At 71.4% G+C, this 23938-nt stretch carries 26 protein-coding genes and 1 tRNA gene; 18 read left to right on the top strand and 9 right to left on the bottom strand.

Going from position 1 to position 23938, the window contains the following annotated elements; genetic code table 11:
• Positions 1 to 24 precede the first annotated feature (24 nt).
• The 9 genes from sufD to dapD all read left to right on the top strand — a co-directional run bounded on the left by sufD (position 25) and on the right by dapD (position 6402).
• On the top strand, positions 25 to 1209 hold the full coding sequence (sufD, locus tag KUM03_RS33005) for a Fe-S cluster assembly protein SufD (RefSeq protein ID WP_217254252.1): 1185 nt from the start codon (positions 25 to 27) through the stop codon (positions 1207 to 1209).
• Positions 1206 to 1523, top strand: a complete 318-nt coding sequence (locus KUM03_RS33000; protein WP_073721582.1) for a non-heme iron oxygenase ferredoxin subunit — start codon at positions 1206 to 1208, stop codon at positions 1521 to 1523. Before sufD ends, KUM03_RS33000 begins: the two co-directional genes overlap by 4 nt.
• Before the next feature lie 7 nt (positions 1524 to 1530).
• The gene (gene sufC / locus KUM03_RS32995; protein ID WP_217254251.1) at positions 1531 to 2295 is read left to right on the top strand and encodes a Fe-S cluster assembly ATPase SufC; all 765 of its coding nucleotides are present in this window, start codon (positions 1531 to 1533) and stop codon (positions 2293 to 2295) included.
• Positions 2292 to 3548, top strand: coding sequence for a cysteine desulfurase (locus KUM03_RS32990; protein WP_217254250.1), 1257 nt, complete (start codon positions 2292 to 2294; stop codon positions 3546 to 3548). The genes sufC and KUM03_RS32990 overlap by 4 nt, the downstream gene beginning before the upstream one ends.
• Before the next feature lie 17 nt (positions 3549 to 3565).
• Entirely contained in the window at positions 3566 to 4036 is a 471-nt protein-coding gene (gene sufU, locus KUM03_RS32985; RefSeq protein WP_019329253.1) for a Fe-S cluster assembly sulfur transfer protein SufU, read from the top strand.
• Entirely contained in the window at positions 4033 to 4365 is a 333-nt protein-coding gene (locus tag KUM03_RS32980) for a metal-sulfur cluster assembly factor (RefSeq protein WP_007448279.1), read from the top strand. The genes sufU and KUM03_RS32980 overlap by 4 nt, the downstream gene beginning before the upstream one ends.
• A gap of 95 nt (positions 4366 to 4460) precedes the next feature.
• A complete protein-coding gene (locus KUM03_RS32975; RefSeq protein ID WP_217254249.1) occupies positions 4461 to 4781 on the top strand; it encodes a multidrug efflux SMR transporter in 321 nt (106 codons plus the stop codon).
• Positions 4781 to 5359 (top strand): TetR/AcrR family transcriptional regulator, encoded by a 579-nt coding sequence (locus tag KUM03_RS32970; protein ID WP_217254248.1) that lies wholly within the window; start codon positions 4781 to 4783, stop codon positions 5357 to 5359. The genes KUM03_RS32975 and KUM03_RS32970 overlap by 1 nt, the downstream gene beginning before the upstream one ends.
• A gap of 53 nt (positions 5360 to 5412) precedes the next feature.
• Complete coding sequence (gene dapD / locus KUM03_RS32965) at positions 5413 to 6402, top strand: 2,3,4,5-tetrahydropyridine-2,6-dicarboxylate N-succinyltransferase (RefSeq protein WP_217254247.1); 990 nt, start codon at positions 5413 to 5415, stop codon at positions 6400 to 6402.
• A gap of 72 nt (positions 6403 to 6474) precedes the next feature.
• On the opposite strand, the gene KUM03_RS32960 is transcribed toward dapD, so the two are convergent.
• Positions 6475 to 6663 (bottom strand): hypothetical protein, encoded by a 189-nt coding sequence (locus KUM03_RS32960; RefSeq protein WP_217254246.1) that lies wholly within the window; start codon positions 6661 to 6663, stop codon positions 6475 to 6477.
• Between the two features lie 171 nt (positions 6664 to 6834).
• Here KUM03_RS32960 and KUM03_RS32955 point away from each other — a divergent pair, with 171 nt between their 5' ends.
• Positions 6835 to 7065: a hypothetical protein gene (locus KUM03_RS32955; RefSeq protein WP_217254245.1), complete on the top strand. Its 231-nt coding sequence runs from the start codon at positions 6835 to 6837 to the stop codon at positions 7063 to 7065.
• Here the strand turns inward: KUM03_RS32955 and dapA are convergent.
• Positions 7050 to 7970 (bottom strand): 4-hydroxy-tetrahydrodipicolinate synthase, encoded by a 921-nt coding sequence (dapA, locus tag KUM03_RS32950; protein ID WP_217254244.1) that lies wholly within the window; start codon positions 7968 to 7970, stop codon positions 7050 to 7052. The two genes, KUM03_RS32955 and dapA, sit on opposite strands and share 16 nt — an antisense overlap.
• 156 nt (positions 7971 to 8126) lie before the next feature.
• Between dapA and KUM03_RS32945 the strand changes: the two genes are divergently transcribed.
• From KUM03_RS32945 to KUM03_RS32935, 3 genes are all read left to right on the top strand, one after another.
• Positions 8127 to 8549 (top strand): phage holin family protein, encoded by a 423-nt coding sequence (locus KUM03_RS32945; RefSeq protein ID WP_217254243.1) that lies wholly within the window; start codon positions 8127 to 8129, stop codon positions 8547 to 8549.
• On the top strand, positions 8546 to 9106 hold the full coding sequence (locus KUM03_RS32940) for a DUF3618 domain-containing protein (RefSeq protein ID WP_217254242.1): 561 nt from the start codon (positions 8546 to 8548) through the stop codon (positions 9104 to 9106). The genes KUM03_RS32945 and KUM03_RS32940 overlap by 4 nt, the downstream gene beginning before the upstream one ends.
• Before the next feature lie 136 nt (positions 9107 to 9242).
• On the top strand, positions 9243 to 9947 hold the full coding sequence (locus tag KUM03_RS32935; protein WP_217254241.1) for an antibiotic biosynthesis monooxygenase family protein: 705 nt from the start codon (positions 9243 to 9245) through the stop codon (positions 9945 to 9947).
• A gap of 22 nt (positions 9948 to 9969) precedes the next feature.
• Here the strand turns inward: KUM03_RS32935 and KUM03_RS32930 are convergent, their stop codons facing one another.
• Positions 9970 to 11799, bottom strand: coding sequence for an endonuclease/exonuclease/phosphatase family protein (locus KUM03_RS32930; RefSeq protein WP_217254240.1), 1830 nt, complete (start codon positions 11797 to 11799; stop codon positions 9970 to 9972).
• A gap of 287 nt (positions 11800 to 12086) precedes the next feature.
• Here KUM03_RS32930 and KUM03_RS32925 point away from each other — a divergent pair, with 287 nt between their 5' ends.
• The 5 genes from KUM03_RS32925 (at position 12087) to KUM03_RS32905 (ending at position 17947) form a co-directional block, all read left to right on the top strand.
• The gene (locus KUM03_RS32925) at positions 12087 to 13514 is read left to right on the top strand and encodes a hypothetical protein (RefSeq protein ID WP_217254239.1); all 1428 of its coding nucleotides are present in this window, start codon (positions 12087 to 12089) and stop codon (positions 13512 to 13514) included.
• A 261-nt stretch (positions 13515 to 13775) separates the two neighbouring features.
• Entirely contained in the window at positions 13776 to 15251 is a 1476-nt protein-coding gene (locus KUM03_RS32920; protein WP_217254238.1) for an alkaline phosphatase PhoX, read from the top strand.
• A tRNA-Glu gene (locus KUM03_RS32915) sits at positions 15244 to 15369 on the top strand. The genes KUM03_RS32920 and KUM03_RS32915 overlap by 8 nt, the downstream gene beginning before the upstream one ends.
• Before the next feature lie 355 nt (positions 15370 to 15724).
• Entirely contained in the window at positions 15725 to 17308 is a 1584-nt protein-coding gene (locus tag KUM03_RS32910) for a TROVE domain-containing protein (protein ID WP_217254237.1), read from the top strand.
• Positions 17309 to 17371: 63 nt separating this feature from the next.
• Entirely contained in the window at positions 17372 to 17947 is a 576-nt protein-coding gene (locus tag KUM03_RS32905) for a TetR/AcrR family transcriptional regulator (RefSeq protein WP_217254236.1), read from the top strand.
• Positions 17948 to 17993: 46 nt separating this feature from the next.
• Here KUM03_RS32905 and KUM03_RS32900 read toward each other — a convergent pair whose 3' ends face one another.
• From KUM03_RS32900 to KUM03_RS32875, 6 genes are all read right to left on the bottom strand, one after another.
• Positions 17994 to 19220, bottom strand: a complete 1227-nt coding sequence (locus KUM03_RS32900; RefSeq protein WP_217254289.1) for a TerD family protein — start codon at positions 19218 to 19220, stop codon at positions 17994 to 17996.
• 64 nt (positions 19221 to 19284) lie between these two features.
• Positions 19285 to 19530, bottom strand: coding sequence for a hypothetical protein (locus KUM03_RS32895; protein ID WP_217254235.1), 246 nt, complete (start codon positions 19528 to 19530; stop codon positions 19285 to 19287).
• Between the two features lie 169 nt (positions 19531 to 19699).
• On the bottom strand, positions 19700 to 20689 hold the full coding sequence (locus tag KUM03_RS32890) for a zinc-dependent alcohol dehydrogenase family protein (RefSeq protein ID WP_217254234.1): 990 nt from the start codon (positions 20687 to 20689) through the stop codon (positions 19700 to 19702).
• On the bottom strand, positions 20686 to 21573 hold the full coding sequence (locus tag KUM03_RS32885; RefSeq protein ID WP_217254233.1) for a carbohydrate ABC transporter permease: 888 nt from the start codon (positions 21571 to 21573) through the stop codon (positions 20686 to 20688). The genes KUM03_RS32890 and KUM03_RS32885 overlap by 4 nt, the downstream gene beginning before the upstream one ends.
• The gene (locus KUM03_RS32880; protein WP_217254232.1) at positions 21570 to 22514 is read right to left on the bottom strand and encodes a carbohydrate ABC transporter permease; all 945 of its coding nucleotides are present in this window, start codon (positions 22512 to 22514) and stop codon (positions 21570 to 21572) included. Before KUM03_RS32880 ends, KUM03_RS32885 begins: the two co-directional genes overlap by 4 nt.
• Entirely contained in the window at positions 22511 to 23884 is a 1374-nt protein-coding gene (locus KUM03_RS32875; protein ID WP_217254231.1) for a sugar ABC transporter substrate-binding protein, read from the bottom strand. Before KUM03_RS32875 ends, KUM03_RS32880 begins: the two co-directional genes overlap by 4 nt.
• Positions 23885 to 23938 lie beyond the last annotated feature (54 nt).

Genomic DNA, 23938 nt, shown 5'->3' with positions numbered 1-23938 from the left:
TAGGAAGAGAGCAGACCGACAGCCATGGCTGAGGCTCAGAACATCCCCGTGGGGTCCACCACCGCGGGCCAGATCGCGGTGGCCGCCGAGTCGACCGTCGCCACGCGCATGAGTGCGCCCGCGTCCTTCGACGTGGCGGACTTCCCGGTCCCGCACGGCCGCGAGGAGGAGTGGCGGTTCACGCCGCTGGAGCGGCTGCGCGGGCTGCACGACGGCACCGCGGTCGCCACCGGCGACGGCGTGAAGGTCGACATCGACGCGCCCGAGGGCGTCGTCGTCGAGACCGTCGGCCGCGACGACGCGCGCATCGGCAGGGCGGGCACCCCCGTGGACCGGGTCGCCGCCCAGGCCCACTCGGCGTTCGAGAAGGCCGGCGTGCTCACCGTCCCCAAGGAGACGGTCCTCACCGAGCCGATCCGTATCGCCGTGCACGGCGAGGGCGGCACCGCCTACGCCCACCAGGTCGTCGAGCTGGGCGCCTTCGCCGAGGCCGTGGTCGTCATCGACCACACCGGTGACGCGGTGCTCGCCGCCAACGTCGACTACGTCCTGGGCGACGGCGCCAAGCTGACCGTCGTCTCCGTCCAGGACTGGGACGACAAGGCCGTGCACGTCGGCCAGCACAACGCGCTGATCGGCCGGGACGCCACCTTCAAGTCCTTCGTGGTCACCTTCGGCGGCGACCTGGTCCGGCTGCACCCGCGTGTCGCCTACGCCGGTCCCGGCGGCGAGGCCGAGCTGTTCGGCCTGTACTTCACCGACCAGGGCCAGCACCAGGAGCACCGCCTCCTGGTCGACCACAACGTCCCGCACTGCAAGTCCAACGTCGTCTACAAGGGCGCGCTCCAGGGCGACGACGCGCACGCGGTCTGGATCGGTGACGTGCTCATCGAGGCCGCGGCCGAGGGCACCGACACCTACGAGATGAACCGCAACCTCGTCCTCACGGACGGCGCGCGGGTCGACTCGGTGCCGAACCTGGAGATCGAGACCGGCGAGATCGTCGGCGCCGGCCACGCCTCCGCGACCGGCCGCTTCGACGACGAGCAGCTCTTCTACCTGATGGCGCGCGGCATCCCCGAGATCGACGCCCGCCGCCTGGTGGTCCGCGGTTTCTTCGCCGAGCTGGTCCAGCAGATCGGCGTCGCGGACATCGAGGAGCGCCTGCTCGCGAAGATCGAAGAGGAGCTGGAGGCGTCGGTCGCATGACCTTCGTACGCGTCTGTGGAGCGGGCGAGCTGGAGGAGGACACCCCCAAGCGGGTGGAACTCGACGGCACGCCGATCTCCGTCGTGCGCACCGAGGGCGAGGTCTTCGCGATCCACGACATCTGCTCGCACGCGAACGTCTCCCTCGCCGAGGGCGAGGTCGACGACTGCCACATCGAGTGCTGGCTGCACGGCTCGCGCTTCGACCTCCGCTCGGGCAAGCCCGACAGTCTGCCGGCGACGCGCCCCGTCCCCGTATACCCCGTAAAGATCGAAGGGGACGACGTGCTCGTCTCCCTCACCCAGGAGTCCTGAGGCACCCATGGCAACGCTTGAAATCCGAGACCTGCACGTCACCGTCGAGGCCGACAACGCCACGAAGGAGATCCTCAAGGGCGTCGACCTCACCGTGAAGCAGGGCGAGACGCACGCCATCATGGGCCCCAACGGCTCCGGCAAGTCGACCCTCGCCTACTCCCTCGCGGGTCACCCCAAGTACACGATCACCGGCGGCACCGTCACCCTCGACGGCGAGGACGTCCTGGAGATGTCCGTCGACGAGCGTGCCCGCGCCGGCCTCTTCCTCGCCATGCAGTACCCGGTCGAGGTCCCCGGCGTCTCCGTCTCCAACTTCCTGCGCACCTCCGCCACCGCCGTCCGCGGCGAGGCCCCCAAGCTGCGCACCTGGGTGAAGGAGGTCAAGGAGGCCATGGAGCGCCTCAACATGGACCCCGCCTTCGCCGAGCGCAACGTCAACGAGGGCTTCTCCGGTGGTGAGAAGAAGCGCCACGAGATCCTCCAGCTGGAGCTGCTCAAGCCGAAGATCGCGATCCTCGACGAGACCGACTCCGGCCTCGACGTCGACGCCCTGCGCGTCGTCTCCGAGGGCGTCAACCGGGTCCATGAGTCGGGCGAGGTCGGCACCCTGCTGATCACCCACTACACGCGCATCCTGCGCTACATCAAGCCCGATCACGTCCACGTCTTCGCGAACGGCCGCATCGCCGAGTCGGGCGGCGCCGAGCTGGCCGACAAGCTGGAGGCCGAGGGCTACGAGGCATACACGAAGGGCGGCGCATCCGAGTGACACAGCTGCCGGGCCTCCTCGACACCGAGGCGATCCGCAAGGACTTCCCGATCCTGGACCGCGTGCTCCACGACGGTAAGAAGCTCGTCTACCTCGACAACGCCGCGACCTCGCAGACCCCGCGCCAGGTCATCGACGTGCTCGACGAGTACTACGAGCAGCACAACGCCAACGTCCACCGTGGCGTGCACGTCCTCGCAGAGGAGGCCACGGCGCTGTACGAGGGCGCGCGGGACAAGGTCGCGGAGTTCATCAACGCGCCCTCCCGCGACGAGGTGATCTTCACCAAGAACGCCTCGGAGTCCCTCAACCTCGTGGCCAACATGCTGGGCTGGGCCGACGAGCCCTACCGCGTGGACCACGAGACCGAGATCGTCATCACGGAGATGGAGCACCACTCCAACATCGTGCCGTGGCAGCTGCTCGCGCAGCGCACCGGCGCGAAGCTCCGCTGGTTCGGCCTGACCGACGACGGCCGCCTGGACCTGTCCAACATCGACGAGGTCATCACCGAGAAGACGAAGATCGTCTCCTTCGTGCTGGTCTCCAACATCCTGGGCACCCAGAACCCGGTCGAGGCGATCGTGCGCCGCGCCCAGGAGGTCGGCGCGCTCGTGTGCATCGACGCCTCCCAGGCCGCGCCGCACATGCCGATGGACGTCCAGGCCCTCCAGGCCGACTTCGTGGCCTTCACCGGCCACAAGATGTGCGGCCCGACCGGCATCGGCGTCCTGTGGGGCCGCCAGGAGCTGCTGGAGGACCTGCCCCCGTTCCTCGGCGGCGGCGAGATGATCGAGACCGTCTCGATGCACTCCTCCACCTACGCCCCGGCACCGCACAAGTTCGAGGCGGGCACGCCCCCCATCGCGGGAGCGGTCGGCCTGGGCGCGGCGATCGACTACCTGAACTCGATCGGGATGGACAAGATCCTCGCCCACGAGCACGCGCTCACGGAGTACGCCGTCAAGCGGCTGCTGGAGGTCCCGGACCTGCGCATCATCGGCCCCACCACGGCCGAGGAGCGCGGCGCGGCGATCAGCTTCACGCTCGGCGACATCCACCCCCACGACGTCGGTCAGGTCCTGGACGAACAGGGCATCGCGGTCCGGGTCGGCCACCACTGCGCCCGCCCCGTCTGCCTGCGCTACGGAATTCCTGCGACCACGCGAGCGTCGTTCTATCTGTACTCCACGCCGGCCGAGATCGACGCCCTGGTCGACGGCCTGGAGCACGTACGGAACTTCTTCGGCTGACGGGACGAGCGAAGAGCATGAAGCTGGACTCCATGTACCAGGAAGTCATCCTGGACCACTACAAGAACCCGCACGGGCGGGGCTTGCGGGATGGCGACGCCGAGGTCCACCACGTCAACCCGACATGCGGTGACGAGATCACCCTCCGCGTGAAGTACGACGGCACGACGATCAGCGACGTCAGCTACGAGGGGCAGGGCTGCTCGATCAGCCAGGCCAGCGCCTCCGTGCTGAACGACCTGCTGGTCGGCAAGGACCTGGCCCGGGCACAGCAGATCCAGGAGACCTTCCTGGAGCTGATGCAGTCCAAGGGCCGGATCGAGCCCGACGACGCGATGGAGGAGGTCCTGGAGGACGCGGTCGCGTTCGCCGGGGTCTCGAAGTACCCGGCCCGGGTCAAGTGCGCCCTGCTGAGCTGGATGGCCTGGAAGGACGCGACGGCCCAGGCACTGGACGGCGCCGACGCCGAGAAGGAGACGACGGCATGAGTGAGACCGTGGAAATGAAGCCGGCCTCCGAGGAGGAGGTTCGCGAAGCCCTGCTGGACGTCGTGGACCCCGAGCTGGGTATCGACGTCGTCAACCTGGGCCTGATCTACGGCGTCCACATCGACGACGCGAACATCGCGACGATCGACATGACCCTGACGTCGGCGGCCTGTCCGCTGACCGACGTGATCGAGGACCAGGCCAAGTCCGCCACGGACGGCCTCGTCAACGAGCTGCGGATCAACTGGGTCTGGATGCCGCCGTGGGGCCCGGACAAGATCACGGACGACGGCCGCGAGCAGCTGCGCGCGCTCGGCTTCAACGTCTGAGACGTCTGAGACACACCGCTTGAGAGAACGGCGGCGCCCGATGGGCGCCGCCGTTCTCGTGCGTGTGGACGCCTTCGTTATGTACGCTCGTACACATGGGATATCTGCTCCTGGCCGGAGCCATCGCCGCCGAGGTCGCCGGCACCACCGCCATGAAGTACAGCGAGGGCTTCACCAGGCTGGTCCCCTCGCTACTGACGGCACTCGCCTACATCCTCTCCTTCACACTGCTCGCCCAGACCCTGAAGACCCTCGCCGTCGGCACCGCCTACGCCATCTGGGCCGGTGTCGGCACGGCGGCCATCGCCGCCATCGGCGTGGCGTTCATGGGCGAGGGGATGACCACGGCCAAGGCCGCCGGCATCGCGCTGATCATCATCGGCGTCGTCGTCCTCAACCTGGGCGGAGCGCACTGATGCCGCGCCGCCACGACCCCGAGCGGCGTCAGCGGATCATCGACGCGGCGATCCGGGTCGTCGGGCGGCAGGGCATCGCGGGCCTCAGCCACCGCACGGTCGCCGCCGAGGCGGACGTCCCCCTGGGCTCGACGACGTACCACTTCGCCACCCTCGACGAACTCCTGGTCGCCGCCCTGCGCCAGGCCAACGAGGGCTTCGCCAAGGTGGTCGCGGGGCACCCGGCCCTCGCCGACCCCGGCGCGGACCTCCCCGCCGAGCTGGCCCGCGTCCTCGGCGAGTGGCTGGGCGGGGACCGCACGGGCGTCGAGCTGGAGTACGAGCTGTATCTGGCGGCCCTGCGCCGTCCCGCGCTGCGCCCGGTGGCCGCGGAGTGGTGCGAAGGGGTGGGCGCGCTCCTCGCCACCCGGACGGACCCGGTGACGGCGCGGGCGCTGGTCGCGGTCCTGGACGGGATCTGCCTGCAGGTGCTCCTGACGGACTCGGTGTACGACGAGGACTACGCGCGGGAGGTGCTGGCGCGGGTGCTGGGCCGAGACGGGCGGGCGCGGGCCGGGGTGGGGGCGACCGGCACGTGAGATGCCCGGCGGTCGGTTCGCAACCGGAGCCCCCGGCCGGTTAGGTTGCCCTCATGACCGACACGACTGCTTCCCGCACCACCGGCGCCGTGGCCGCCGGGCTCGCCACGATCGCCGCCGACGGCACCGTCCTCGACACCTGGTTCCCCGCCCCGGAACTCGCCGCCGAGCCCGGACCGTCCGGCACCGAGCGACTCACCGCCGAGCAGGCGGCCGAACTGCTCGGCGGCGGCGCCACCGCCGCGGTCGGTCCCGACGCCCGCCGCGGCGTCGAGGTGGTCGCGGTCCGCACGGTCATCTCCTCGCTGGACGAGAAGCCGGTCGACACGCACGACGTCTACCTGCGCCTGCACCTGCTCTCCCACCGCCTGGTCCAGCCGCACGGCCAGAACCTGGACGGCATCTTCGCCCACCTCGCCAACGTCGCCTGGACCTCGCTGGGCCCGGTCGCCGTCGACGACATCGAGAAGGTCCGCCTCAACGCCCGCGCCGAGGGCCTGCACCTCCAGGTCACCTCGGTCGACAAGTTCCCGCGCATGACGGACTACGTCGCCCCCAAGGGCGTCCGCATCGCCGACGCCGACCGCGTCCGGCTCGGCGCGCACCTGGCCGAGGGCACCACGGTCATGCACGAGGGCTTCGTCAACTTCAACGCCGGCACGCTGGGCACCTCGATGGTCGAGGGCCGCATCTCCGCGGGCGTCGTCGTCGGCGACGGCTCCGACATCGGCGGCGGCGCCTCCACCATGGGCACCCTCTCGGGCGGCGGCAACGTGCGCATCGTCATCGGCGAGCGCTGCCTGGTCGGCGCCGAGGCGGGCGTCGGCATCGCGCTGGGCGACGAGTGCGTGGTCGAGGCCGGTCTCTACGTCACCGCGGGCACCCGCGTGACCATGCCCGACGGCCAGGTCGTCAAGGCCCGCGAACTCTCCGGCGCCTCCAACATCCTCTTCCGCCGCAACTCGGTCACGGGCACGGTCGAGGCCCGCCCGAACAACGCGGTGTGGGGCGGCCTGAACGAGGTTCTGCACAGCCACAACTGACCGACCGAGGTCGCCGGCCCCGAACCGAACCGCCCTCCCGACGCGTCCGTCCACGGCGCGCCGGGAGGGCGTTCAGCGTTTCAGAGCCCGGTACCGCTTCAGCAGCGCGGTGATACGGTCCCGGTCGGCCGCGCCGTTCAGCTCTTGCAGGAGGTCGTCCGGGCACAGCTCGTAGTGCTCACCCCAGAAGCGGCCCCTGCGGTTGTCCCAGATCCGGTATCCGTCCGGAACGCCCCGGGCCACATAACGTCGTCTGCTCACCGCGCGACCCTAGGCTCGCGGGTGGTGTGGTGCCAACACGATTTGCCTCCGCGTGCTCCGAGCGCCCCCCGCACATACGGATGACGGCCGTGACCTTCCGGTGGTCTTGGCGGATGAACGGGTGGACGCAGAGTCCGATCAGACGCCGATCCGACGAAACGAGGACCTGGTATGACGAACGAGCGGGCGAGGACCGTGGCGCGTTGGCTGGCCGGGGCGGGCGCCGCCGTGCTGGTGTGCTGGGCCCCGGCGGGGGCCGCGCACGCCGACGAGACCACCACCGGTTCGCACAACGGCCCCCGGGTCGGCCTCCTCAACGTCAACGTGGGGCAGATCGACGACCCGGCGGAGGACGTACTGGAACACACCCTGCTGTTCGGCGACGGCTACACCTGGAGCTGACCGGCGCCGGCGACCAGCTCCTCGTAGGCGGTCAGCAGGGCGCCGGTCGTCTCCCGGTCCGCGGCCCGCAGCGGGGCCCGGACCGGGCCCGCGGGCAGGCCCAGCGCGCCCAGCAGCGCCTTCGCCGTGACCGTGCCGGGCAGACCCGCCGCCATCATCGCCTCGATCAGCGGGACCGCCCGGCGCTGCAGCAGAGCGGCCCGCCCCGTGTCGCCCGCGTCGAAGGCGTCGAGGACGGACCGGAACAGCTCCGGTACGACGTTCGCGACCGTGCTGACGTACCCCGCCGCGCCCACCGCGTACAGGGCTAGGACCTGCTCGTCGCAGCCCGCGTAGTAGGCCAAGTCGGTGCGGGAGAGGACCTTCTGGGTGCCGAGAAGGTCGTAGGAGCAGTCCTTGACGGCGACGATCCGCGGGTGGCCGGCGAGACGGACCAGCGTGTCGGGCTCGATGCGGGTGCCGGTGCGGCCGGGGATGTCGTAGAGCACGAGGGGCAGACCGGACGCGTCCGCGACCTCCCGGAAGTGTTCCTCCAGGGCGTCCTGCGGAGGCCTGCTGTAGTAGGGCGACACCACCAGCAGCCCGTCCGCGCCGGCCTTCTCCGCGGCCAGCGCCAGCTCCACCGTGTGCCGCGTGTCGGCGGTGCCCACCCCGGCGACCAGCGCCGCGCGGTCGCCGACCGCCTCCCGCACCGCCGTCACCAGCGCCGCCTTCTCGGCGTCCGTGGTGGTCGGCGACTCGCCCGTGGTGCCGGACAGCACCAGACCGTCACAGCCGGCCGACACCAGCCGGTCGACGAGCCGCTGGGCACCGTCCAGATCGAGCGCGCCGGACTCGGTGAAGGGCGTGACCATGGCGCACAGGGCGCGGCCGAAAGGAGCGGGGGAGCGGTGGTCCGTCGTCATGGAAGCAGTGTCGGCGCGACGACCGTGCAGCTCTACTTAAATCTGCTACGAGGTACCAGTAAGGGACGCTGCGAGATCGGTGGGCGGACACCGGCAGGGGTAGTGCCGGTCGGCCGGGGGTACCCGGGGTGCTCCGAACCGAGAGGAGGCGGAACCGTGACCGGGACCATGCACACCAGGCCGGTGCGCGACGAGCAGCAGCACTCCGTGGGCGATCTCGTCGGTCAGGCCACCGAACAGCTCTCCCGGCTCGTGCGCCAGGAAGTGGCCCTCGCCAAGATGGAACTGGCCGAGAAGGGCAAGCGCGCCGGGCGCGGCGGCGGGATGCTCGGCGCCGCGGGAGCCATCGCGTACGTCGGTCTGTTCGCGCTGGCCGGCACGGCCACCGCCGCGCTCTCGCTGGCGCTGCCCGTCTGGGCCGCGGCGCTCATCGTGACGGCGGTGCTCTTCGTGATCGCGGGCGTACTGGCCATGATGGGCCGCACTCAGCTCCGCCGCGCCGTGCCCCCGAAACCCGAGGCGACCCTCGGCAGCGTCAGGACCGACGTGGACGTGATCAGGGAAAGGGCGCATCGATGACCGACGCGACGAGCGGGGACGGCACGAGGGCCGGCTCCACCGCGCAGCCAGTGGGCGGGGCCAAGGGCCCCGACGAGCTGCGGCAGCAGATCGAACAGACCCGGAGCCAGCTCGGCGACACCGTGGAGGAGCTGGCCGGCAAGGCGGACGTGAAGGGCCGTGCCAAGGCCCGGGCCGCCGACCTCAGGGACAAGGCCGGCGCCATGACCGTGCAGCTGCGCAGTTCCGCCGCGCAGGCCGGGCACGCGGTGCAGGGCAAGGCGAGCCGGGCCGGTCACGCCGTGCAGGACAGGGCGGGTCAGGCCGGCCACACCGTGCAGGACAAGGCCGGGCAGGCGGGGCACGCCGTGCAGGACAAGGCGGGTCAGGCCGGCCACACCGTGCAGGACAAGGCGGGCAGGGCCGGCCACACCGTCGAGCGGCGCGTGCCGCAGCGGGCTCGCGGCGCGGTGCGGGCGGGGCTCGGGCATCCCCGGGCGGTGCTGGTCGCCGGGGCGGCGGCGGGCGCGGTCGTGGCGGCGGGCGTGCTGCGGCGCCGCCACCGCGGGCCCTGCTGAGGGCACGACGCGAGGAGGGGCCTGCGAACGGGCCCCTCCTCACGCATGTCCGGCCGGAGGGCACTTGACCTCAACCTTGGTCGAGCCCCGAGTGTGGTGCGTGCACCCGACGAACCACCGACCGATGGAGGCCGGCATGACCCGCCGTACCGACGCCCACCCCGAACTCGCCCGCCCCGACGTCCAGGCACCCTTCTTCAGCACCTGGCGGGTGGGCACCCCCGAACGGCAGCGGCAGACCGTCGACGTCATCGCCCGCACCTGGGAGCGCCGGCCCTGGCCCGCCGACGACCTGCTGGGCTACCACGTCTACACCGGCCACGACGGCAGCACGCTGCTGCACCACTCGCAGTGGGCCGACGAGCAGGCGTACGAGGCCTTCGTCAAGACCCACCGGCAGGAGCGCGTCGACGAGATCGACACCGCCGTGCCGGGCATCGAGCGACTGTGGCTCGGCAGGTACCGGCACTACCGCAGCCTCACCCGCGAGGACGGCACGGCGCCCGTCCCCGGCTGCGTCGTCATCGTCGACGTCGAGTTCGAGTCGCCCGACCCCGACCGGCAGCGCGCCTGGGTGGACGCCGTCCTCGAAGCCCTGGAGAGCGAGCCGGAGCAGCACCCCGGCGGCATCTCCGCCCACTTCCACCTCAGCACCGACGGCACCCGCGTCCTCAACTACGCCGAGTGGGAGAGCGCCCAGGCCCACATCGACGCCCTCGCCGCACCCGGCGACGGCGTCGGCTCGGGATCCGCCCGGTGGAAGCGGGTGCAGAACTGGCCCGGCCTCAAGAGCAGCACGGTCAACCGCTACGACCACGCCCTCGGCCTCGTGCCCCGCTGAACCCGCCCCCACGCGGTACGGGTTACGGACGGAACCGCAGCACCTGCGGGTCGTGGTCGCTGATCTGGTCGTGGAACTCGGCGTTGACGTGCACGCTGTCGTACGACAGCCGCCCGTGCCACCGGATCGACGGGCTGACCAGGATCTGGTCCAGGACCTGGCTGTTGCCCTGGTAGACGTACGAGTAACGCTCGCTCCTCGGCAGCGACTTGACCGCCGACCACAGGACGCCGTCGTCCTCCAGGAGACGGGTCGTCCTCGAGAACTCGAAGTCGTTGATGTCGCCGAGGACGACGACGTCCGCCTTCCGCTGGGTGGCCAGGATGTCCTTGACGAAGGTGTTCACCACCTTCGCCTGTGCGTGGCGCTGGGTTTCCGAGCTGCGCGACGGCGGCTGGTACTGCGCCGTCAGGCTCTGGTCGCCGCCCTTGGAGTTGAAGTGGTTGGCGATGACCACGACGGTCCGGCCGCGGAAGACGAACTCGCCGGCCAGCGGCTTGCGGCTGTCCTCCCAGGCCGCGTTCGCCGGGTCGACGCGGCCGGGGGAGTGGGTGAGCGCCGCCTTGCCGCGCACCTTCGTCACCCCGGTCGCGGTGGTCGCGTCGCCTGCCCCGCGGTCGGTGAAGGAGACCCGCTCGGGGTTGAACAGGAACGCCTGGCGGATGTTGCCGCCGGGCTGGCCGCCGTCCTCGCCGTCCACCGGGTCGATGCCGCGCCAGTCGTAGCGCGGGCCGCCGGCCGCGACGATCGCGTCGACCAGCTTGCCGACCGTCGCGCCGGCGGTCACCGTGCCGTCGTCCGTGGCGCCGTTGTCGTCCTGGATCTCCTCCAGGGACACGATGTCGGGCGAGGCGAGGTTGTGCACGATCGCCTCGGCGTGCGCCGCGAAGGTGTCGTCGGACGGGTCGAGGTTCTCGACGTTGTACGTCGCCACCGCCAGCTCGCGGCCGCTCTGCCGGCGCGTCGACTCCCGCTCCAGGCCCCCGCTCTCCAGGGTGCCGATCTCGCTCGCGACCATCGTGTAGCCGCCGTACTGGTTGTAGTCCAGCGGGCCCGCGGTGGTGCCGGCGAGGGTGTCGCCCACGTTGGCGTCGGGGAAGTCGGCCGGCTTGCCCAGGGACTGGATCTGGAGGCGGCCGGAGTTCTGGGAGTCGTACGAGCCGTACACCGTGCCGCCGCGGCGGTTGGCGTTCTCCCAGGGCTTCACCGTGACCCACAGCTCGGTGTACGGGTCGGAGGCGCCGACCACGCGGGCGTCGGCGACGCGGACGTTCATGCCCTCCAGGGACTCGTAGTGGTCCAGGGCGTACTTCGCGGGCCGCAGCGGCAGGCCGTTGACCGAGCCGTTCGCGTCCTCGTCGCCCTCGGGGGCGTACGCGCGCGGCACGGAACGGGCGGAGATCGTCGTCGCGGCCGGGACCTCGTTGCCGCTGGAGACGACCGTGAAGGTCGGGCGGGTGATCTCGGTCAGCGACTGGTTGCCGGAGGAGGTGCCGCCGGGCACGTACTCCGAGACCGTGCCGGAGACGGTGACCGCGTCACCTACGGCCACACCCTTCGGGGTGGAGCCGGTGAAGACGAAGACGCCCTCGCTGGTGGCCGGGTCGGCGTCGGGCCGCGGATCCTGGATCCAGAAACCTCTGGAGGAGCCGTAGCCGCGGACGCCGGTGACGATTCCGGCCACGTCGGTGACCTGCTCGCCCGCGTACGGCGACAGCCGCGTGCCGCCCTGGATGTCGTGGATGCGCACGGAGTCGGCGTGCGCGGGTGAGGTGAGGACGATCGTGGAGGCCGCCGAGCAGACGGCGGCGACGGTGAGCGCGGCGAGGCGCGCGGAGGACTTGCTGGCCAACGGAATCCCTCCGGGGACGTGACGGAGCGCCGGGACGAGGGTGGGAGTGGGACGTGGGACGCGAGGTGCCGCAGGGCACACGGAAACCTGAGTGGGCGGACCTGGGTGAACACTTGTCCCCCCGCTTTCTACGCGCGTCAATCTCCTGCCTGGCCAGGTCAGTTGTCAAGGTTTCGGCCATGTACTGCACCCGTCGGGGAGATGAACCGGGCGGCATGGGTGCAATTCCGTCTAGGCTGAGCGGCTGAGCCGTACGGCGTCCGGAACGCGCGAGGAGAAAACAGCCGATGTCAGACCGCTCCACCCTGCCGCCCGCACGGTTGCGCCCCGAAGCGGAGCTGGCTCGCGACGCGCTGTCCACGCCACTGCTCGCCCGGGCCGCCCGGCTGGCCCGCTGGACGGGCCCCGCCACCCGCGTCGACGCCGGCGGCGAACTCGTCGAGGAGCAGCTGCCGGCGGCGGCCGGAGAGCTCGGGCTGACCGGCGACGACGCCGCCGCGTACGCGAGCGAGGCCTGGCGGATCGCCGTGGACACCGGGCTCGTCGAGATCACCGACGAGGAGACGGGCACCGTCGCGCAGGGCGACGACCTCGCCCTGCTCACCGGCGGCTCCCCGCAGGACGTGCTCGGCGTGTGGCTCACCGCGCTGGAGACGGTGCTCGCGGACGCGAGCGTGCCCGACCTCGACGACCTGGTCGACGCGATGGCCGAGGGCGGCGCGGTCGACCTGTCGTCCCTGGACTGGGACCCGGAGGCCGAGGCGGAGTTCCTCGACGGGGTGCTCGGCAACCTCTACCTGCTCACCGTCGGCGAGGACGGGGCCGGGGACACCCCGGTGCCGCTGCCCGCGCTGGCCGCGTCGGTGATCGTGCCCAGCGACATGGGCGAGCCCACCAACGACGTCCTGGAACAGGTCTCCGACGCGATGATGCGGCTGGACGACCAGTTCCGGCTGCTGGAGCCCGTAGGCCTCGTCGCCTACCGGCCGGTCGACGAGGCCCTGATGGCCGACGCGGACGAGGAACCGGCGGCACCCGACGACGACGCCGACGTCACCCGCTACGGCATGGTGCGGCTCACCCCGCTCGGGCTGTACGGGCTGCGCACCAGGCTCCAGGAGGCCGGCTTCGACGCACCCGTCGTCGGAGACCTCGCCGACAAGGGCGCCGACGTCCTGCTCGACGGCACGGCACCCTTCCCGCCGGCCGCGGCCCACGCGGAGACCGAGCTGTGGCTGGCCGGCCGCGGCCCCCTCGACGCCGCCCGCGAACTCCTCGCGGCCGCCCGCGGCACGGACCCCGGCGCCCCCCTGCGCCGGCTCCGCTGCCAGCAGGCGCTGTCCCTGGTCGGCACCGAGGCGGAGCCCGCGCTGCGGGAGGTCCTCGACGACCCCGAGTTGGGCGGCCTCGCCCGGGTCTGGCTGACCGAGCACGGCGCGCGGGACGTGCCGGCGCCACCGCAGGAGATGGTCTTCTGGCTGACCATCGACACCGTGGCCGCGCAGCTCGCGGCGGAGGGCAACTCCGACGAACTGCGCGCACTGGTGGAGGGGCTGGCCCAGCAGCACAGCGGGTTCTTCGACACGGCCTGGCGGGTCGGCCACCCGGCCACGCCGGACGTCCTGGAGGCGATGGGGCGGCTGCACCCCGACAAGAAGGTCGCCAAGGAAGCGCGGAAGGCGGCGTTCAAGGCGCGGTCGCAGCACGGGGGCTGACGCCGGGCGACCGGGGCGGGTGGGTGAAGCCGCCCGGCGCCGGCGGGGTGCCCGCGCACTCCCGGCTTCTCCCGCACTCCCGGCTTCGCTCGCGCGGGAGGGACCCCATGAGCGGAGGCGGCGCCCGACCGTGCCCGCGGTTGTGCGGGCTGCCCAGCGGGCGCCGCGCACCGTTCAACTCCCGTTCAGGCGCGGGCGCCACCGTGACGCCGAACGAGGTCCGCCACCCTCCACGGCACGTCCACCGTCACAGGAGACACCATGTCGCTCACCCGCAGGGACTTCGCCGGCCGATCCGCGCTCACCGGCGCCGGGATCGCGCTGGCGGGCAGCGTCGGCGCCCTCGCCACCGCCCCGAACGCCCTCGCGTCCACGGACACCGAGAGCGCGGGGGAGGGGCACGGCAGAGGCCATGGACACGGACACGGACACGACCACGGCGGGGTCGGCTACGGCCCCCTGATCCCCGACCCGGACGGCATCCTCGCCCTGCCCGCCGGCTTCCGCTACGAGATCATTACCTACTGCGGCCGGACCAGGCTGGAGTCGGGCGAGTACACCCCGTCCAACCACGACGGCACCGCCGCCTTCGACGGCCCGCGCGGCACCACCCTCCTCGTCAACAACCACGAGATCGGCGGCCACCGCGACGACTCGCCGCACCCCGTCCCCCTCACCGAGGGCCTCGTCTACGACCCGGCCGCGGCCGGCGGCTGCACGGTCGTCGAGGTCCGCCGCGGCGGCCACGTCGCCGAGTGGGTCGGCATCGCCGGCACCGCCACCAACTGCGCGGGCGGCAGCACACCCTGGGGCACCTGGCTGACCTGCGAGGAGACCGAGGACAAGGCCGGCGAGGAGGGGATGACCAAGGACCACGGCTACGTCTTCGAGGTCGACCCCGAGGACCGCCGCGCCAACCGGGACCCCAAGCCGATCAAGGCGCTCGGCCGCTACGCCCACGAGGCCGTCGTCATCGACCCCAAGCGCGGTCACGCCTACCTCACCGAGGACGCCTCCGGCCCCAACGGCCTCCTCTACCGCTGGGCACCGCCGGAGGGCTTCCGGCACGGTCGCGGCCGGCTGCGCACCCTCGCCGACGACGCCGGGACCCTCCAGGCCGCCAAGTGCTTCGACTCCGGCGGCAAGTTCGTCGACGACCTCTCCCGCGCGACGAGGACCGGCACGGTCTACGGCGTCGACTGGGTCGACGTCCCCGACCGCGACGCCCGGGGCACCTCCGTGCGCAAGCAGTTCACCGACGGCCAGGTCACCCGGGCCCGCAAGCTGGAGGGCATGTGGTGGGCCGACGGCGGCGCCTACGTCGTCTCCTCCTTCGCCCGTGACGAGAGCCCCGGCCGCCCGCACGACGGCCAGGTCTGGTTCTACGACCCGGCTCGCCGCACCTTCACCCTCAAGGTCCTCCTCGGCGTCAACCCCGACCCGTCGGCGGACGGCGCCTTCGACGGCCCCGACAACATCACCGTCTCCCCGTACGGCGGCCTGGTCATCGCCGAGGACGGCGACGGCGTTCAGCACCTGTTCGGCGCCACCGACAGCGGGCGCACCTACCCCATCGCCCGCAACGAACTGAACGTCGGCAGCGAGGACGACCCGGAGTACAGCGAATTCACCGGAGTCACCTTCTCGCCCGACGGGAAGACCCTCTACGCCAACATCCAGGACCCCGGCATCATGCTCGCGATCACCGGGCCCTGGAAGCGGCAGAAGCGCCGGTGATTAATTCGCTCGCCCGAGCGACGGCCGCCCTTTTAGAGTGATGAACGTCCAGGTGCGAAGGCAGGACCTACTTCCACTCTCAATGGGGCGGCCACGGGTTCGAGTCCCGTCACCGGCACAACGCGCCGGTGTAGCTCAGGGGATAGAGCACCTTGTCGGTTCCGCCGACCTGAACTCTGGACACCTAGAACTTCACGCACCTCCCGGTGCGCGGGCTGCGGCTACTTCGTTGTGATCGAATCAGACGCCACGGCCGACTTGAACTCGGGAGGCGCGGCAACTGGTGGGTGCCCGGTGCGCAGGCAGCGGATACTTCCTTTGATCGGACGGTTGCGGGTTCGAATCCCGTCATCGACTTCGGGTCGGTGTAGCTCAAACGGCAGAGCATCCGAATGTTCCCGTCGCCGATCCCGACCTCGGGCACCCTCCTTCCGCCGCGCCCTCCCGCCGAGAGGAATTCGGGGGAATTCACCATGGCGCGTTTCAACACCAAGGCCGCGAAGGCGCAGCCCACCTCGCGCGTGACGTCGACGGGCCGCGTACTGCGCACCTTCGAGGGCGGCCGGGGCCACGAGCGCGACGCGCGCTCCGAGCTCTTCCTCCTCGCGGTCGCCAACTTCGTGTCCCAGCAGACCTTCTACGAGTCCGGTGCCGCCCGCGACGACCGGTTCGCCACGCTCGTGCGCGAACTCGCCGTCTCCGCCCCGGCCTGGACGGCCGGCCTGCTCGGCTGGCTGCGCGGCGAGGGCAACCTGCGCACCGCATCGATCGTCGGCGCCGCCGAGTACGTCAAGGCCCGCCTCGCCCACGGGGTCACCGACGGGCCGTCGAACCGGCAGGTCGTCGCCTCCGTCCTCCAGCGCCCCGACGAGCCCGGCGAGCTGCTCGCGTACTGGACGTCGACGTACGGACGTGCCGTGCCCAAGCCGGTCAAGCGGGGGATCGCCGACGCCGTACGGCGGCTCTACCACGGCAAGTCGCTGCTGAAGTACGACACCGCCTCCAAGGGCTACCGCTTCGGCGACATCCTCAACCTGGTGCACGCGGCGCCGGACCCGGACAAGCCGTGGCAGGGCGAGCTGTTCCAGTACGCGCTGGACCGCCGCCACAACCCGGACACCGCGGTGCCGCCCGCCTCGAACCGTGTCCTCACGGCGCACCGCGAGCTGATGGCGCTGCCCGTCGAGGAGCGGCGAGCGGTCGTCACGGCGCCCGACGGTGCCGAGCGGCTGAGGACGGCGGGCGTCACGTGGGAGATGCTGGCCGGTTGGCTCCAGGGGCCGATGGACAAGGCGGCCTGGGAGGCCGTGGTCCCGTCCATGGGTGTCATGGCGCTGCTGCGAAACCTCCGCAACTTCGACGAGGCCGGGGTCTCGGACGAGGTCGCGGCCCGGGTGGCGGCGCGCATCAGCGACCCGGCCGAGGTGGCGCGCTCGCGGCAGTTCCCCTTCCGCTACCTCGCCGCGTACCGGCACGCGCCGTCGCTGCGCTGGTCGTACCCGCTGGAGCAGGCGCTCGGGCACTCGCTGGCCAACGTTCCCGCACTGCCCGGCCGGACGCTCGTCCTCGTGGACCGCTCCGGCTCGATGTTCTACTCGCGGATGTCGGACCGCTCGGAACTCACCCGGGCCGACGCGGCGGCGGTCTTCGGTACGGCGTTCGCGCTGCGGGCGGCCGACGCGGACCTCGTCGAGTTCGGTACGTCGAGCAACCGCGTGAAGTACCACAAGGGCGAGTCGGTCCTGAAGGTCCTGGAGCGCTTCGGCGACCTCGGCGGCACCGACACGACCGACGCGGTCCGCCGGCACTACAAGGAGCACGACCGGGTGCTGATCGTCACCGACGAGCAGTACGCGTACAACCGGCACGGCGACCCGACCGAGCAGGTCCCGGCACACGTTCCGGTCTACACCTGGAACCTGGCCGGGTACCGGGCGGGCCACGGCCCGTCGGGCAAGGCCAACCGGCACACCTTCGGCGGCCTGTCGGACGCGGCGTTCCGGATGGTTCCGCTGCTCGAAGCCGCCCGGGACGCCGACTGGCCCTGGGCGGCCTGAGCCCGGCCGCACGGGTGCGCGGTAGGGTTCGGCGGAAGACCCCGGTGTACAGGGAGTAGTGGGATGGCGCAGGTCAGGGCCATGCGCGCGGATGCCCGCCGCAACCGTGAGCGGCTGCTGGAGGTCGCGGCGGCGGCCTTCGCCGAGCACGGTGAGGGCGCCTCCCTGGACGACATCGCCAAGCGCGCGGGGGTCGGCGTCGGCACCCTGTACCGGCACTTTCCGACTCGGCAGGCGTTGCTGGAGGCCGCTTACCTGGACCGGATCGAGGCGATCGCGGCGCGGGCGGACGTCGTCGCGGCCGAGCGGGCGCCGGGCGAGGCGCTGCGGGAGTGGCTGGACGAACTGGGCGTCGGAATGATCCAGGTCCGCGGAATGAGGGCGTTGCTCGGCACCGCCGTCACGGCCGGCGGCTCGACGGTGGACACGGCGTGCGGCGACTGCCTGCGCGGCGCGGCCGGCCGGCTGGTGCGGGCGGCGCAGGAGGCGGGGACGCTGCGGCGGGACGTGGAGCCGATCGAGGTGCTGCGGCTGGTGCACGGGGTGGCCACGGCGGCCGGGGCGGGCGACCGGGAGGGCGGGGAGCCGGCGTCCGTCCGCCGGTATCTGTCGCTGGTGTGGGACGGACTGCGGGCGTAGACCACGGGTGGGGCGCTCCGCGTGCGGAACGCCCCACTCCGGTTGCCTACAGCGCCTTCGCCGCCGGCTTCACCATGCCCCGGACCGTGCGGGACTTGACGAACTCGCCCATGGCGGTCATCTCCCACTCGCCGGAGTACTGGCGGATCAGCTTCGCCATCATCACGCCGGTCTGCGGCTCGGCGCTGGTGAGGTCGAAGCGGACCAGTTCCTCGCCGGACGCGGCGTCGATGAGGCGGCAGTAGGCCTTGGCGACCTCCGTGAACTTCTGCCCGGAGAAGGAGTTCACCGTGAAGACCAGGCCGCTGACCTCCTGCGGGAGCCGGCCCAGGTCGACGGTGATCACCTCGTCGTCGCCGCCGCCCTCGCCGGTGAGGTTGTCGCCGGAGTGCTTGATGGCGCCGCCCACGATGGACAGCTTGCCGAAGTAGCAGCTGTCGATGTGGTTGCGCTGCGGGCCGTAGGCGATGACCGACGCGTCGAGGTCGATGTCCTTGCCCCGGTACGCCGGCTCCCAGCCGAGGCCCATCTTGACCTGCGAGAGCACCGGGCGGCCGCCCTTGACCAGGGAGACGGTCTGGTTCTTCTGGAGGCTGACCCGGCCCTTGTCGAGGTTGATCTTGCCGGTGCCCGGCGCCGGGGCCGGCGGGGCGGCCGGTGCGGCGGGGGGAGCGGAGGGCATCGTCGGCGCGGCGGCGGGCGGGGGCGGGGACGTGGCCGCGTGCGAGCGCGCCGGGGGCGCCGGTTGTGCGGGCGCGGCGGGCTGGGCCGGGGCGGCCGGCTCCTCCACCGTGACGCCGAAGTCGGTGGCGATGCCGGCCAGCCCGTTCGCGTAGCCCTGGCCGACCGCGCGGGCCTTCCAGGCGCCGTTGCGCAGGTAGACCTCCACGATGACCAGGGCGGTCTCGGTGCCGAGCTGCGGGGGCGTGAAGGTGGCGAGGACGGAGTTGTCGTCCGCGTTGCGGATGGTGGCGGTGGGCTCGATGCCCTGGAAGGACTGGCCGGCGGCGTCCGGGCTGGCGGTCACGACGATCTTCTCGATGCCCGGCGGGACGGCGGCGGTGTCCACCACGATCGCGTCCGGGGCGGTGCCGCCGCCGGAGCGGTACGTGACGCCCTGGCCGGTGGGCTGGTTGTAGAAGATGAAGTCGTCGTCGGAGCGCACCTTGCCGTCGGCGGTGAGCAGCAGGCCCGATACGTCGAGCCGCACGGGCGCGGCGACGTCCACCGTCACGCGGGCGGCGGAGAGGGGGATGTTCGAGCCGGGGGTCATAGCTGTCATGCCGAGTGAACGAGCGAGGGCGTTTTACCGTTCCCTTACCCGAGGGCCAATCGGGTCAGCGGCGGGGCCGGGGGTTGTTCCGAGGGTTGTTGCGGGGGTGGTTGCGGGCCGTGCGTTCGTTTCCGTGTTTGTAGTTGCCCGTCCAGCGGGCCATGACCAGCTGGGGGTCGTCTGCCGTGACTTCCTGGAGGAAGCGGGCGGCTCGGGAGCCGTTGAGGGTGGTGGCGGGGTGGTTGTGGTGGGTGATGTGGACGGTGCCGGTCGATGTGGCGGTGTAGGCGAAGCCGTTCGGTTTGGGCATGCGGGGATCGTAGGAGGGGGGTGGGCGGGGCGCCCAGTGGTTTCCGCCCCCGCCGCCCCTTCCCGTTCCCGTCCCTGGGGGCTGCGCCCCCAGACCCCCGCTTTCGGCCTGGACGGCCTCGTCCTCAAGCGCCGGACGGGCTGGGAGTGCCGGCCGGGGTGGAAAGGTTCTACGGCACCACCACGATCTTCCTGCCCACCCCCGCCGCGAACTGCTCCAGCGCCTCCGGATAGCGGCTCAGCTCGATGCGGTCGCTGATGAAGACGTCCGGGTCCAGGACGCCGCCCGCGAACAGCTCCGCCGCGCGTTCGTAGCTGTGCAGGACCGCCATCGAACCGGTGATCGTGATCTCCTGGTTGTAGATCCGGTACGGGTCGATCTGCACCCGGGTCGCGTAGTCGGCGACGCCGAACTGGAGGAAGGTGCCGGCCTTGGCGACGCGGTCCAGGCCGTCCTGGATGGCCGCCGCGTTGCCGGTCGCGTCGATGACCAGGTCCCAGCCTTGCGGGCGGTCCAGCTCGTCGGGGGTCGCGGCGGAGGCCGAGACGCCGAGGCCGCGCGCGGTCTCCAGGCGGGCCGGGTTGAGGTCCACCACGTCCACGCTCGCCGCGCCGGTCCGCTTGGCCAGCTCCAGCATCATCAGGCCCATCGTGCCGGAGCCGTAGATCAGGACGTGGGCGCCGAGGCGGGACTGGAGGACGTCGTAGCCGCGGACGGCGCAGGAGAGCGGCTCGATCAGGGCGGCGTCCTGGGTGCGGACGTGCTCCGGGAGCTTCACGCAGTTCGCGACCGGTGCCACCGCGTACTGTGCCGCGCCGCCCGCCGTGGTGACGCCGATGGCCGCCCAGCGTTCGCAGAGGTTGTTGTGGCCGGTGCGGCAGTAGCGGCACTCGTAGCAGTAGAGGGAGGGGTCGACCGCGACCTGGTCGCCGACGGAGACCTCGGTGACCTGCGCGCCGACGCCGACCACCGCGCCGGCGAACTCGTGGCCCGGCACGATCGGGAGCTTGGGCGCGAACTCGCCCTGGAGGATGTGCAGGTCGGTGCCGCACAGGCCGCAGGCGGCGACCTCGACGACGACCTCGCGCGGCCCTGGCGTCGGGTCGGGGACCTCGGTGACGACGGCGCGGCCCACGGACTCGATGACGGCGGCCTTCATTTCACGGCTCCCAACGACAGGCCCTGGACCAGTTTGTCCTGGGCGGCGAACCCCGCGGCGAGCACCGGCAGGGAGATGACGAGCGACGCGGCGCACACCTTGGCCAGGAAGAGGCCCTGGCTGGTGATGAAGCCGGTCAGGAAGACGGGGGCGGTCTCGGCGACCACGCCCGTCAGTACCCGGGCGAAGAGCAGTTCGTTCCAGCTGAAGATGAAGCAGATGAGGGAGGTCGCGGCGATGCCGGGCAGGGCGATCGGGGCGACCACACGGGCCAGGATCGTCGGCAGTCTCGCGCCGTCCACGCGGGCCGCCTCGATGATCGCGACCGGGACCTCGGCCAGGAAGGACTGCATCATCCAGACCGCGATCGGCAGGTTCATCGAGGTGTAGAGGATGACCAGCAGCCAGATGTTGTCGAGCATGTCCGTGTTCTTGGCGAACAGGTAGATCGGCAGCAGGCCCGCCACCACCGGAAGCATCTTGGTGGAGAGGAAGAAGAAGAGGACGTCCGTCCACTTCTTGACCGGGCGGATGGAGAGCGCGTAAGCGGCGGGCAGGGCCAGGAGCAGGACCAGGAGGGTCGAGGCGACCGACGCGACCGCCGAGTTGATCAGCGCGGGCCAGGGGCTCGCGCCGCCGTCCGCGCCGAAGAACTCGCGGTAGCCGTCCAGGGTGAGGGCGGCCGCGAAGGACGGCGGGTTGGTGGCGGCGTCCTCCTCCGAGTGGAAGGAGGTCAGGGCCATCCAGGCGATGGGCAGGAAGAAGACGACGCCGGCCAGCCAGGCGACCAGGCCCAGGCCGGCGCCCGCCTTGCGGCGGGACCGTACGGGCTTGTCGGTGGTGGTGCCGGTGGCGGCGGGGCGTACGGCGGTGGTGGCGCTCATGCGCGGCCGACCTCCTCGCGGAACAGGGACGACACCACGCGCAGCGCGAAGGTGGCGATGATGATGGAGCCGATGACGACCAGGACGCCCGCGGCCGAGGCGAGGCCGTTCTCGTGGGCCTGGTAGAAGCTCTGGTAGACGGTGTAGGGCAGGTTGGCCGTGCCCAGACCGCCGGACGTGATGGTGAAGACCGCGTCGAAGTTCTGGACGATATAGATCGAGCCGAGCAGGGCGCCGAGTTCCAGGTAGCGGCGCAGGTGAGGGAGGGTGAGGTGGACGAAGATCTGCCAGTCGCTCGCGCCGTCGACCCGGGCGGCCTCGATCTGCTGCTGGTCCCGGCTCTGGAGGCCGGCGAGCAGGATGAGCATCATGAACGGCGTCCACTGCCACACCAGCGCGGCCTGCACCGCGAGCAGCGGGGTGTTGGAGATCCAGTCGGGCTGCGGGCCGCCCACGTAGTGCAGCAGGCCGTTGAGCAGGCCGTACTCCGGGTTGTAGAGGACGTGCTTCCAGAGCAGGGCCGCCGCGACCGGGACGATGAGGAACGGCGCGATCAGCAGGGTGCGGACCACGCCCCGGCCCTTGAATCTCCGGTCGAGCAGGAGGGCGAGGGCCAGGCCCAGGACCAGGCTGGCCAGGACCACCCCCACCGTCAGCAGGATCGTCGTCCACACCGACTTGCGCAGTGCCGGGTCGGACAGCACGTCGCCGTAGTTGCCGAAGCCGGTGAAGGAGCGGGCGTCGGGGTAGAGGGCGTTCCAGTCGAAGAAGGAGATCACCAGGGTCGCCACGAAGGGCAGCTGGGTGACCACGATCATGAAGATGAGGGCGGGGAGGAGAGGGGCCCGGGTGGCCCAGGCCTTGAGCCGGGGCGACGGCGGGCGGACGGGGGCGGGTACGCGGTCGGGTGCGGCGGAGGGGGCCGTTGTCGTGGCACTCATCGTCCCTCGTACTCCTCGGAGATCTGCTCGGCGAGCTGCTGGGACTTCTTCAGGGCCTCCTCGACGGACTGGCGTCCGGCGATGGCCGCGCTGATCTCCTGGGAGACCTTGGTACCGAGGTCGGTGAACTCGGGGATGCCGACGAACTGGATGCCGGGTGCCGGGCGCGGCTGGACGCCCGGGTCGTTCGGTTTGGCGCCCTCGATGGCCTCCCGGGTCATCTCCTGGAAGGCGGCGGCCTCCTTGACGTAGTCCGGGTTCTCGTACGTCGAGGCGCGCTTGCCGGCCGGGACGTTGGACCAGCCGATCTCGTCGCCGACCAGCTGCTCGTACTCCTTGCTGGACGCCCAGGAGACGAACTCCCAGGCCTTGTCGGTGTTGCGGGACGCCTTCTGGATGCCCCAGGCCCAGGTGTAGAGCCAGCCGGAGGAGTCGGTCTTCTCCACGGGGGCGGGCGCGTAGCCGATCTTGCCCTTGACGGGGGAGTTCGCCGACTCCAGGGAGCCGGCCGCGGAGGTGGCGTCGTACCACATGGCGACATTGCCCTGGGTCATGTTGTTCAGGCACTCGGCGAAGCCGGACTGGGCGGCGCCGGACTGGCCGTGCTCGCGGACCAGGTCGACGTAGAACTTCGTCGCCTTCTCCCACTCGGGGGAGTCGAGCCGGGCGTTCCAGTCCTCGTCGAACCAGGTGCCGCCGAAGGTGTTCACGACCGTCGTCAACGGCGCCATCAGCTCGCCCCAGCCGGGCAGGCCGCGCAGACAGATGCCCTTCATGTCCGGCTCGGCGCCGTCGAGTTCGGCGGCGAGGTCCGCCACCTGGGTCCAGGTGGGGTGCTCGGGCATGGTCAGGCCCTCCTGCTCGAACACGTCCTTGCGGTACATCAGGAAGGACGACTCGCCGTAGAAGGGCTGCCCGTAGAGCTTGCCGTCGTCGCCGGTGAGGGACTCGCGCATCGGCTTCAGGATGTCCTGCTGGTCGAACTCCGGGTCTTCGGCGACGTAGGAGTTCATCTCGTGCAGCCAGTCGTTGCGGGCGTAGATCGGTATCTCGTAGTTGGAGAGGGTGGCGACGTCGTACTGGCCGGCCTGGTTGGCGAAGTCCTGGCTGATCTTGTCGCGGACGTCGTTCTCCGGCAGGACGGTGAAGTTCACCTTGATGCCGGTGTCCTTCGTGAAGTGGTCGGCGGTGAGCTTCTGCAACTCGACCATCTGCGGGTTGTTGACCATCAGAACGTTGATGGAGTTGCCGCCGGACCCGGCGCCGCCCGCCCCGACCCAGCAGCCGGAGAGCAGCGGGGCGAGCAGCGTCCCTGCGGCGGCCATGGCGAGCGTGGCTCGCGGCAGCCTCCGTCGGCTCTGGGTTCGCATGGATCGCTCCTGAACATATGGGGAGGTATGGGGCAGCGGAGGGTGCGGGGGTGC

The sequence above is a fragment of the Streptomyces sp. AC602_WCS936 genome (assembly GCF_019049125.1).
In the GTDB taxonomy this organism is placed as follows: domain Bacteria; phylum Actinomycetota; class Actinomycetes; order Streptomycetales; family Streptomycetaceae; genus Streptomyces.
Note: the sequence above shows the minus strand (reverse complement) of the source record. Positions and strands in the feature narration are given on the sequence as shown.

What these genes read in the sequence shown, in the direction of transcription:
- sufD (WP_217254252.1), top strand. Translation starts at nt 25, where the DNA reads ATGGCTGAGGCTCAGAACATCCCCGTGGGGTCCACCACCGCGGGCCAG.
- KUM03_RS33000 (WP_073721582.1), top strand. Translation starts at nt 1,206, where the DNA reads ATGACCTTCGTACGCGTCTGTGGAGCGGGCGAGCTGGAGGAGGACACC.
- sufC (WP_217254251.1), top strand. Translation starts at nt 1,531, where the DNA reads ATGGCAACGCTTGAAATCCGAGACCTGCACGTCACCGTCGAGGCCGAC.
- sufU (WP_019329253.1), top strand. Translation starts at nt 3,566, where the DNA reads ATGAAGCTGGACTCCATGTACCAGGAAGTCATCCTGGACCACTACAAG.
- KUM03_RS32980 (WP_007448279.1), top strand. Translation starts at nt 4,033, where the DNA reads ATGAGTGAGACCGTGGAAATGAAGCCGGCCTCCGAGGAGGAGGTTCGC.
- KUM03_RS32975 (WP_217254249.1), top strand. Translation starts at nt 4,461, where the DNA reads ATGGGATATCTGCTCCTGGCCGGAGCCATCGCCGCCGAGGTCGCCGGC.
- KUM03_RS32970 (WP_217254248.1), top strand. Translation starts at nt 4,781, where the DNA reads ATGCCGCGCCGCCACGACCCCGAGCGGCGTCAGCGGATCATCGACGCG.
- dapD (WP_217254247.1), top strand. Translation starts at nt 5,413, where the DNA reads ATGACCGACACGACTGCTTCCCGCACCACCGGCGCCGTGGCCGCCGGG.
- KUM03_RS32955 (WP_217254245.1), top strand. Translation starts at nt 6,835, where the DNA reads ATGACGAACGAGCGGGCGAGGACCGTGGCGCGTTGGCTGGCCGGGGCG.
- dapA (WP_217254244.1), bottom strand. Translation starts at nt 7,970, where the DNA reads ATGACGACGGACCACCGCTCCCCCGCTCCTTTCGGCCGCGCCCTGTGC.
- KUM03_RS32940 (WP_217254242.1), top strand. Translation starts at nt 8,546, where the DNA reads ATGACCGACGCGACGAGCGGGGACGGCACGAGGGCCGGCTCCACCGCG.
- KUM03_RS32935 (WP_217254241.1), top strand. Translation starts at nt 9,243, where the DNA reads ATGACCCGCCGTACCGACGCCCACCCCGAACTCGCCCGCCCCGACGTC.
- KUM03_RS32925 (WP_217254239.1), top strand. Translation starts at nt 12,087, where the DNA reads ATGTCAGACCGCTCCACCCTGCCGCCCGCACGGTTGCGCCCCGAAGCG.
- KUM03_RS32920 (WP_217254238.1), top strand. Translation starts at nt 13,776, where the DNA reads ATGTCGCTCACCCGCAGGGACTTCGCCGGCCGATCCGCGCTCACCGGC.
- KUM03_RS32910 (WP_217254237.1), top strand. Translation starts at nt 15,725, where the DNA reads ATGGCGCGTTTCAACACCAAGGCCGCGAAGGCGCAGCCCACCTCGCGC.
- KUM03_RS32905 (WP_217254236.1), top strand. Translation starts at nt 17,372, where the DNA reads ATGGCGCAGGTCAGGGCCATGCGCGCGGATGCCCGCCGCAACCGTGAG.
- KUM03_RS32900 (WP_217254289.1), bottom strand. Translation starts at nt 19,220, where the DNA reads ATGACCCCCGGCTCGAACATCCCCCTCTCCGCCGCCCGCGTGACGGTG.
- KUM03_RS32895 (WP_217254235.1), bottom strand. Translation starts at nt 19,530, where the DNA reads ATGCCCAAACCGAACGGCTTCGCCTACACCGCCACATCGACCGGCACC.
- KUM03_RS32890 (WP_217254234.1), bottom strand. Translation starts at nt 20,689, where the DNA reads ATGAAGGCCGCCGTCATCGAGTCCGTGGGCCGCGCCGTCGTCACCGAG.
- KUM03_RS32885 (WP_217254233.1), bottom strand. Translation starts at nt 21,573, where the DNA reads ATGAGCGCCACCACCGCCGTACGCCCCGCCGCCACCGGCACCACCACC.
- KUM03_RS32880 (WP_217254232.1), bottom strand. Translation starts at nt 22,514, where the DNA reads ATGAGTGCCACGACAACGGCCCCCTCCGCCGCACCCGACCGCGTACCC.
- KUM03_RS32875 (WP_217254231.1), bottom strand. Translation starts at nt 23,884, where the DNA reads ATGCGAACCCAGAGCCGACGGAGGCTGCCGCGAGCCACGCTCGCCATG.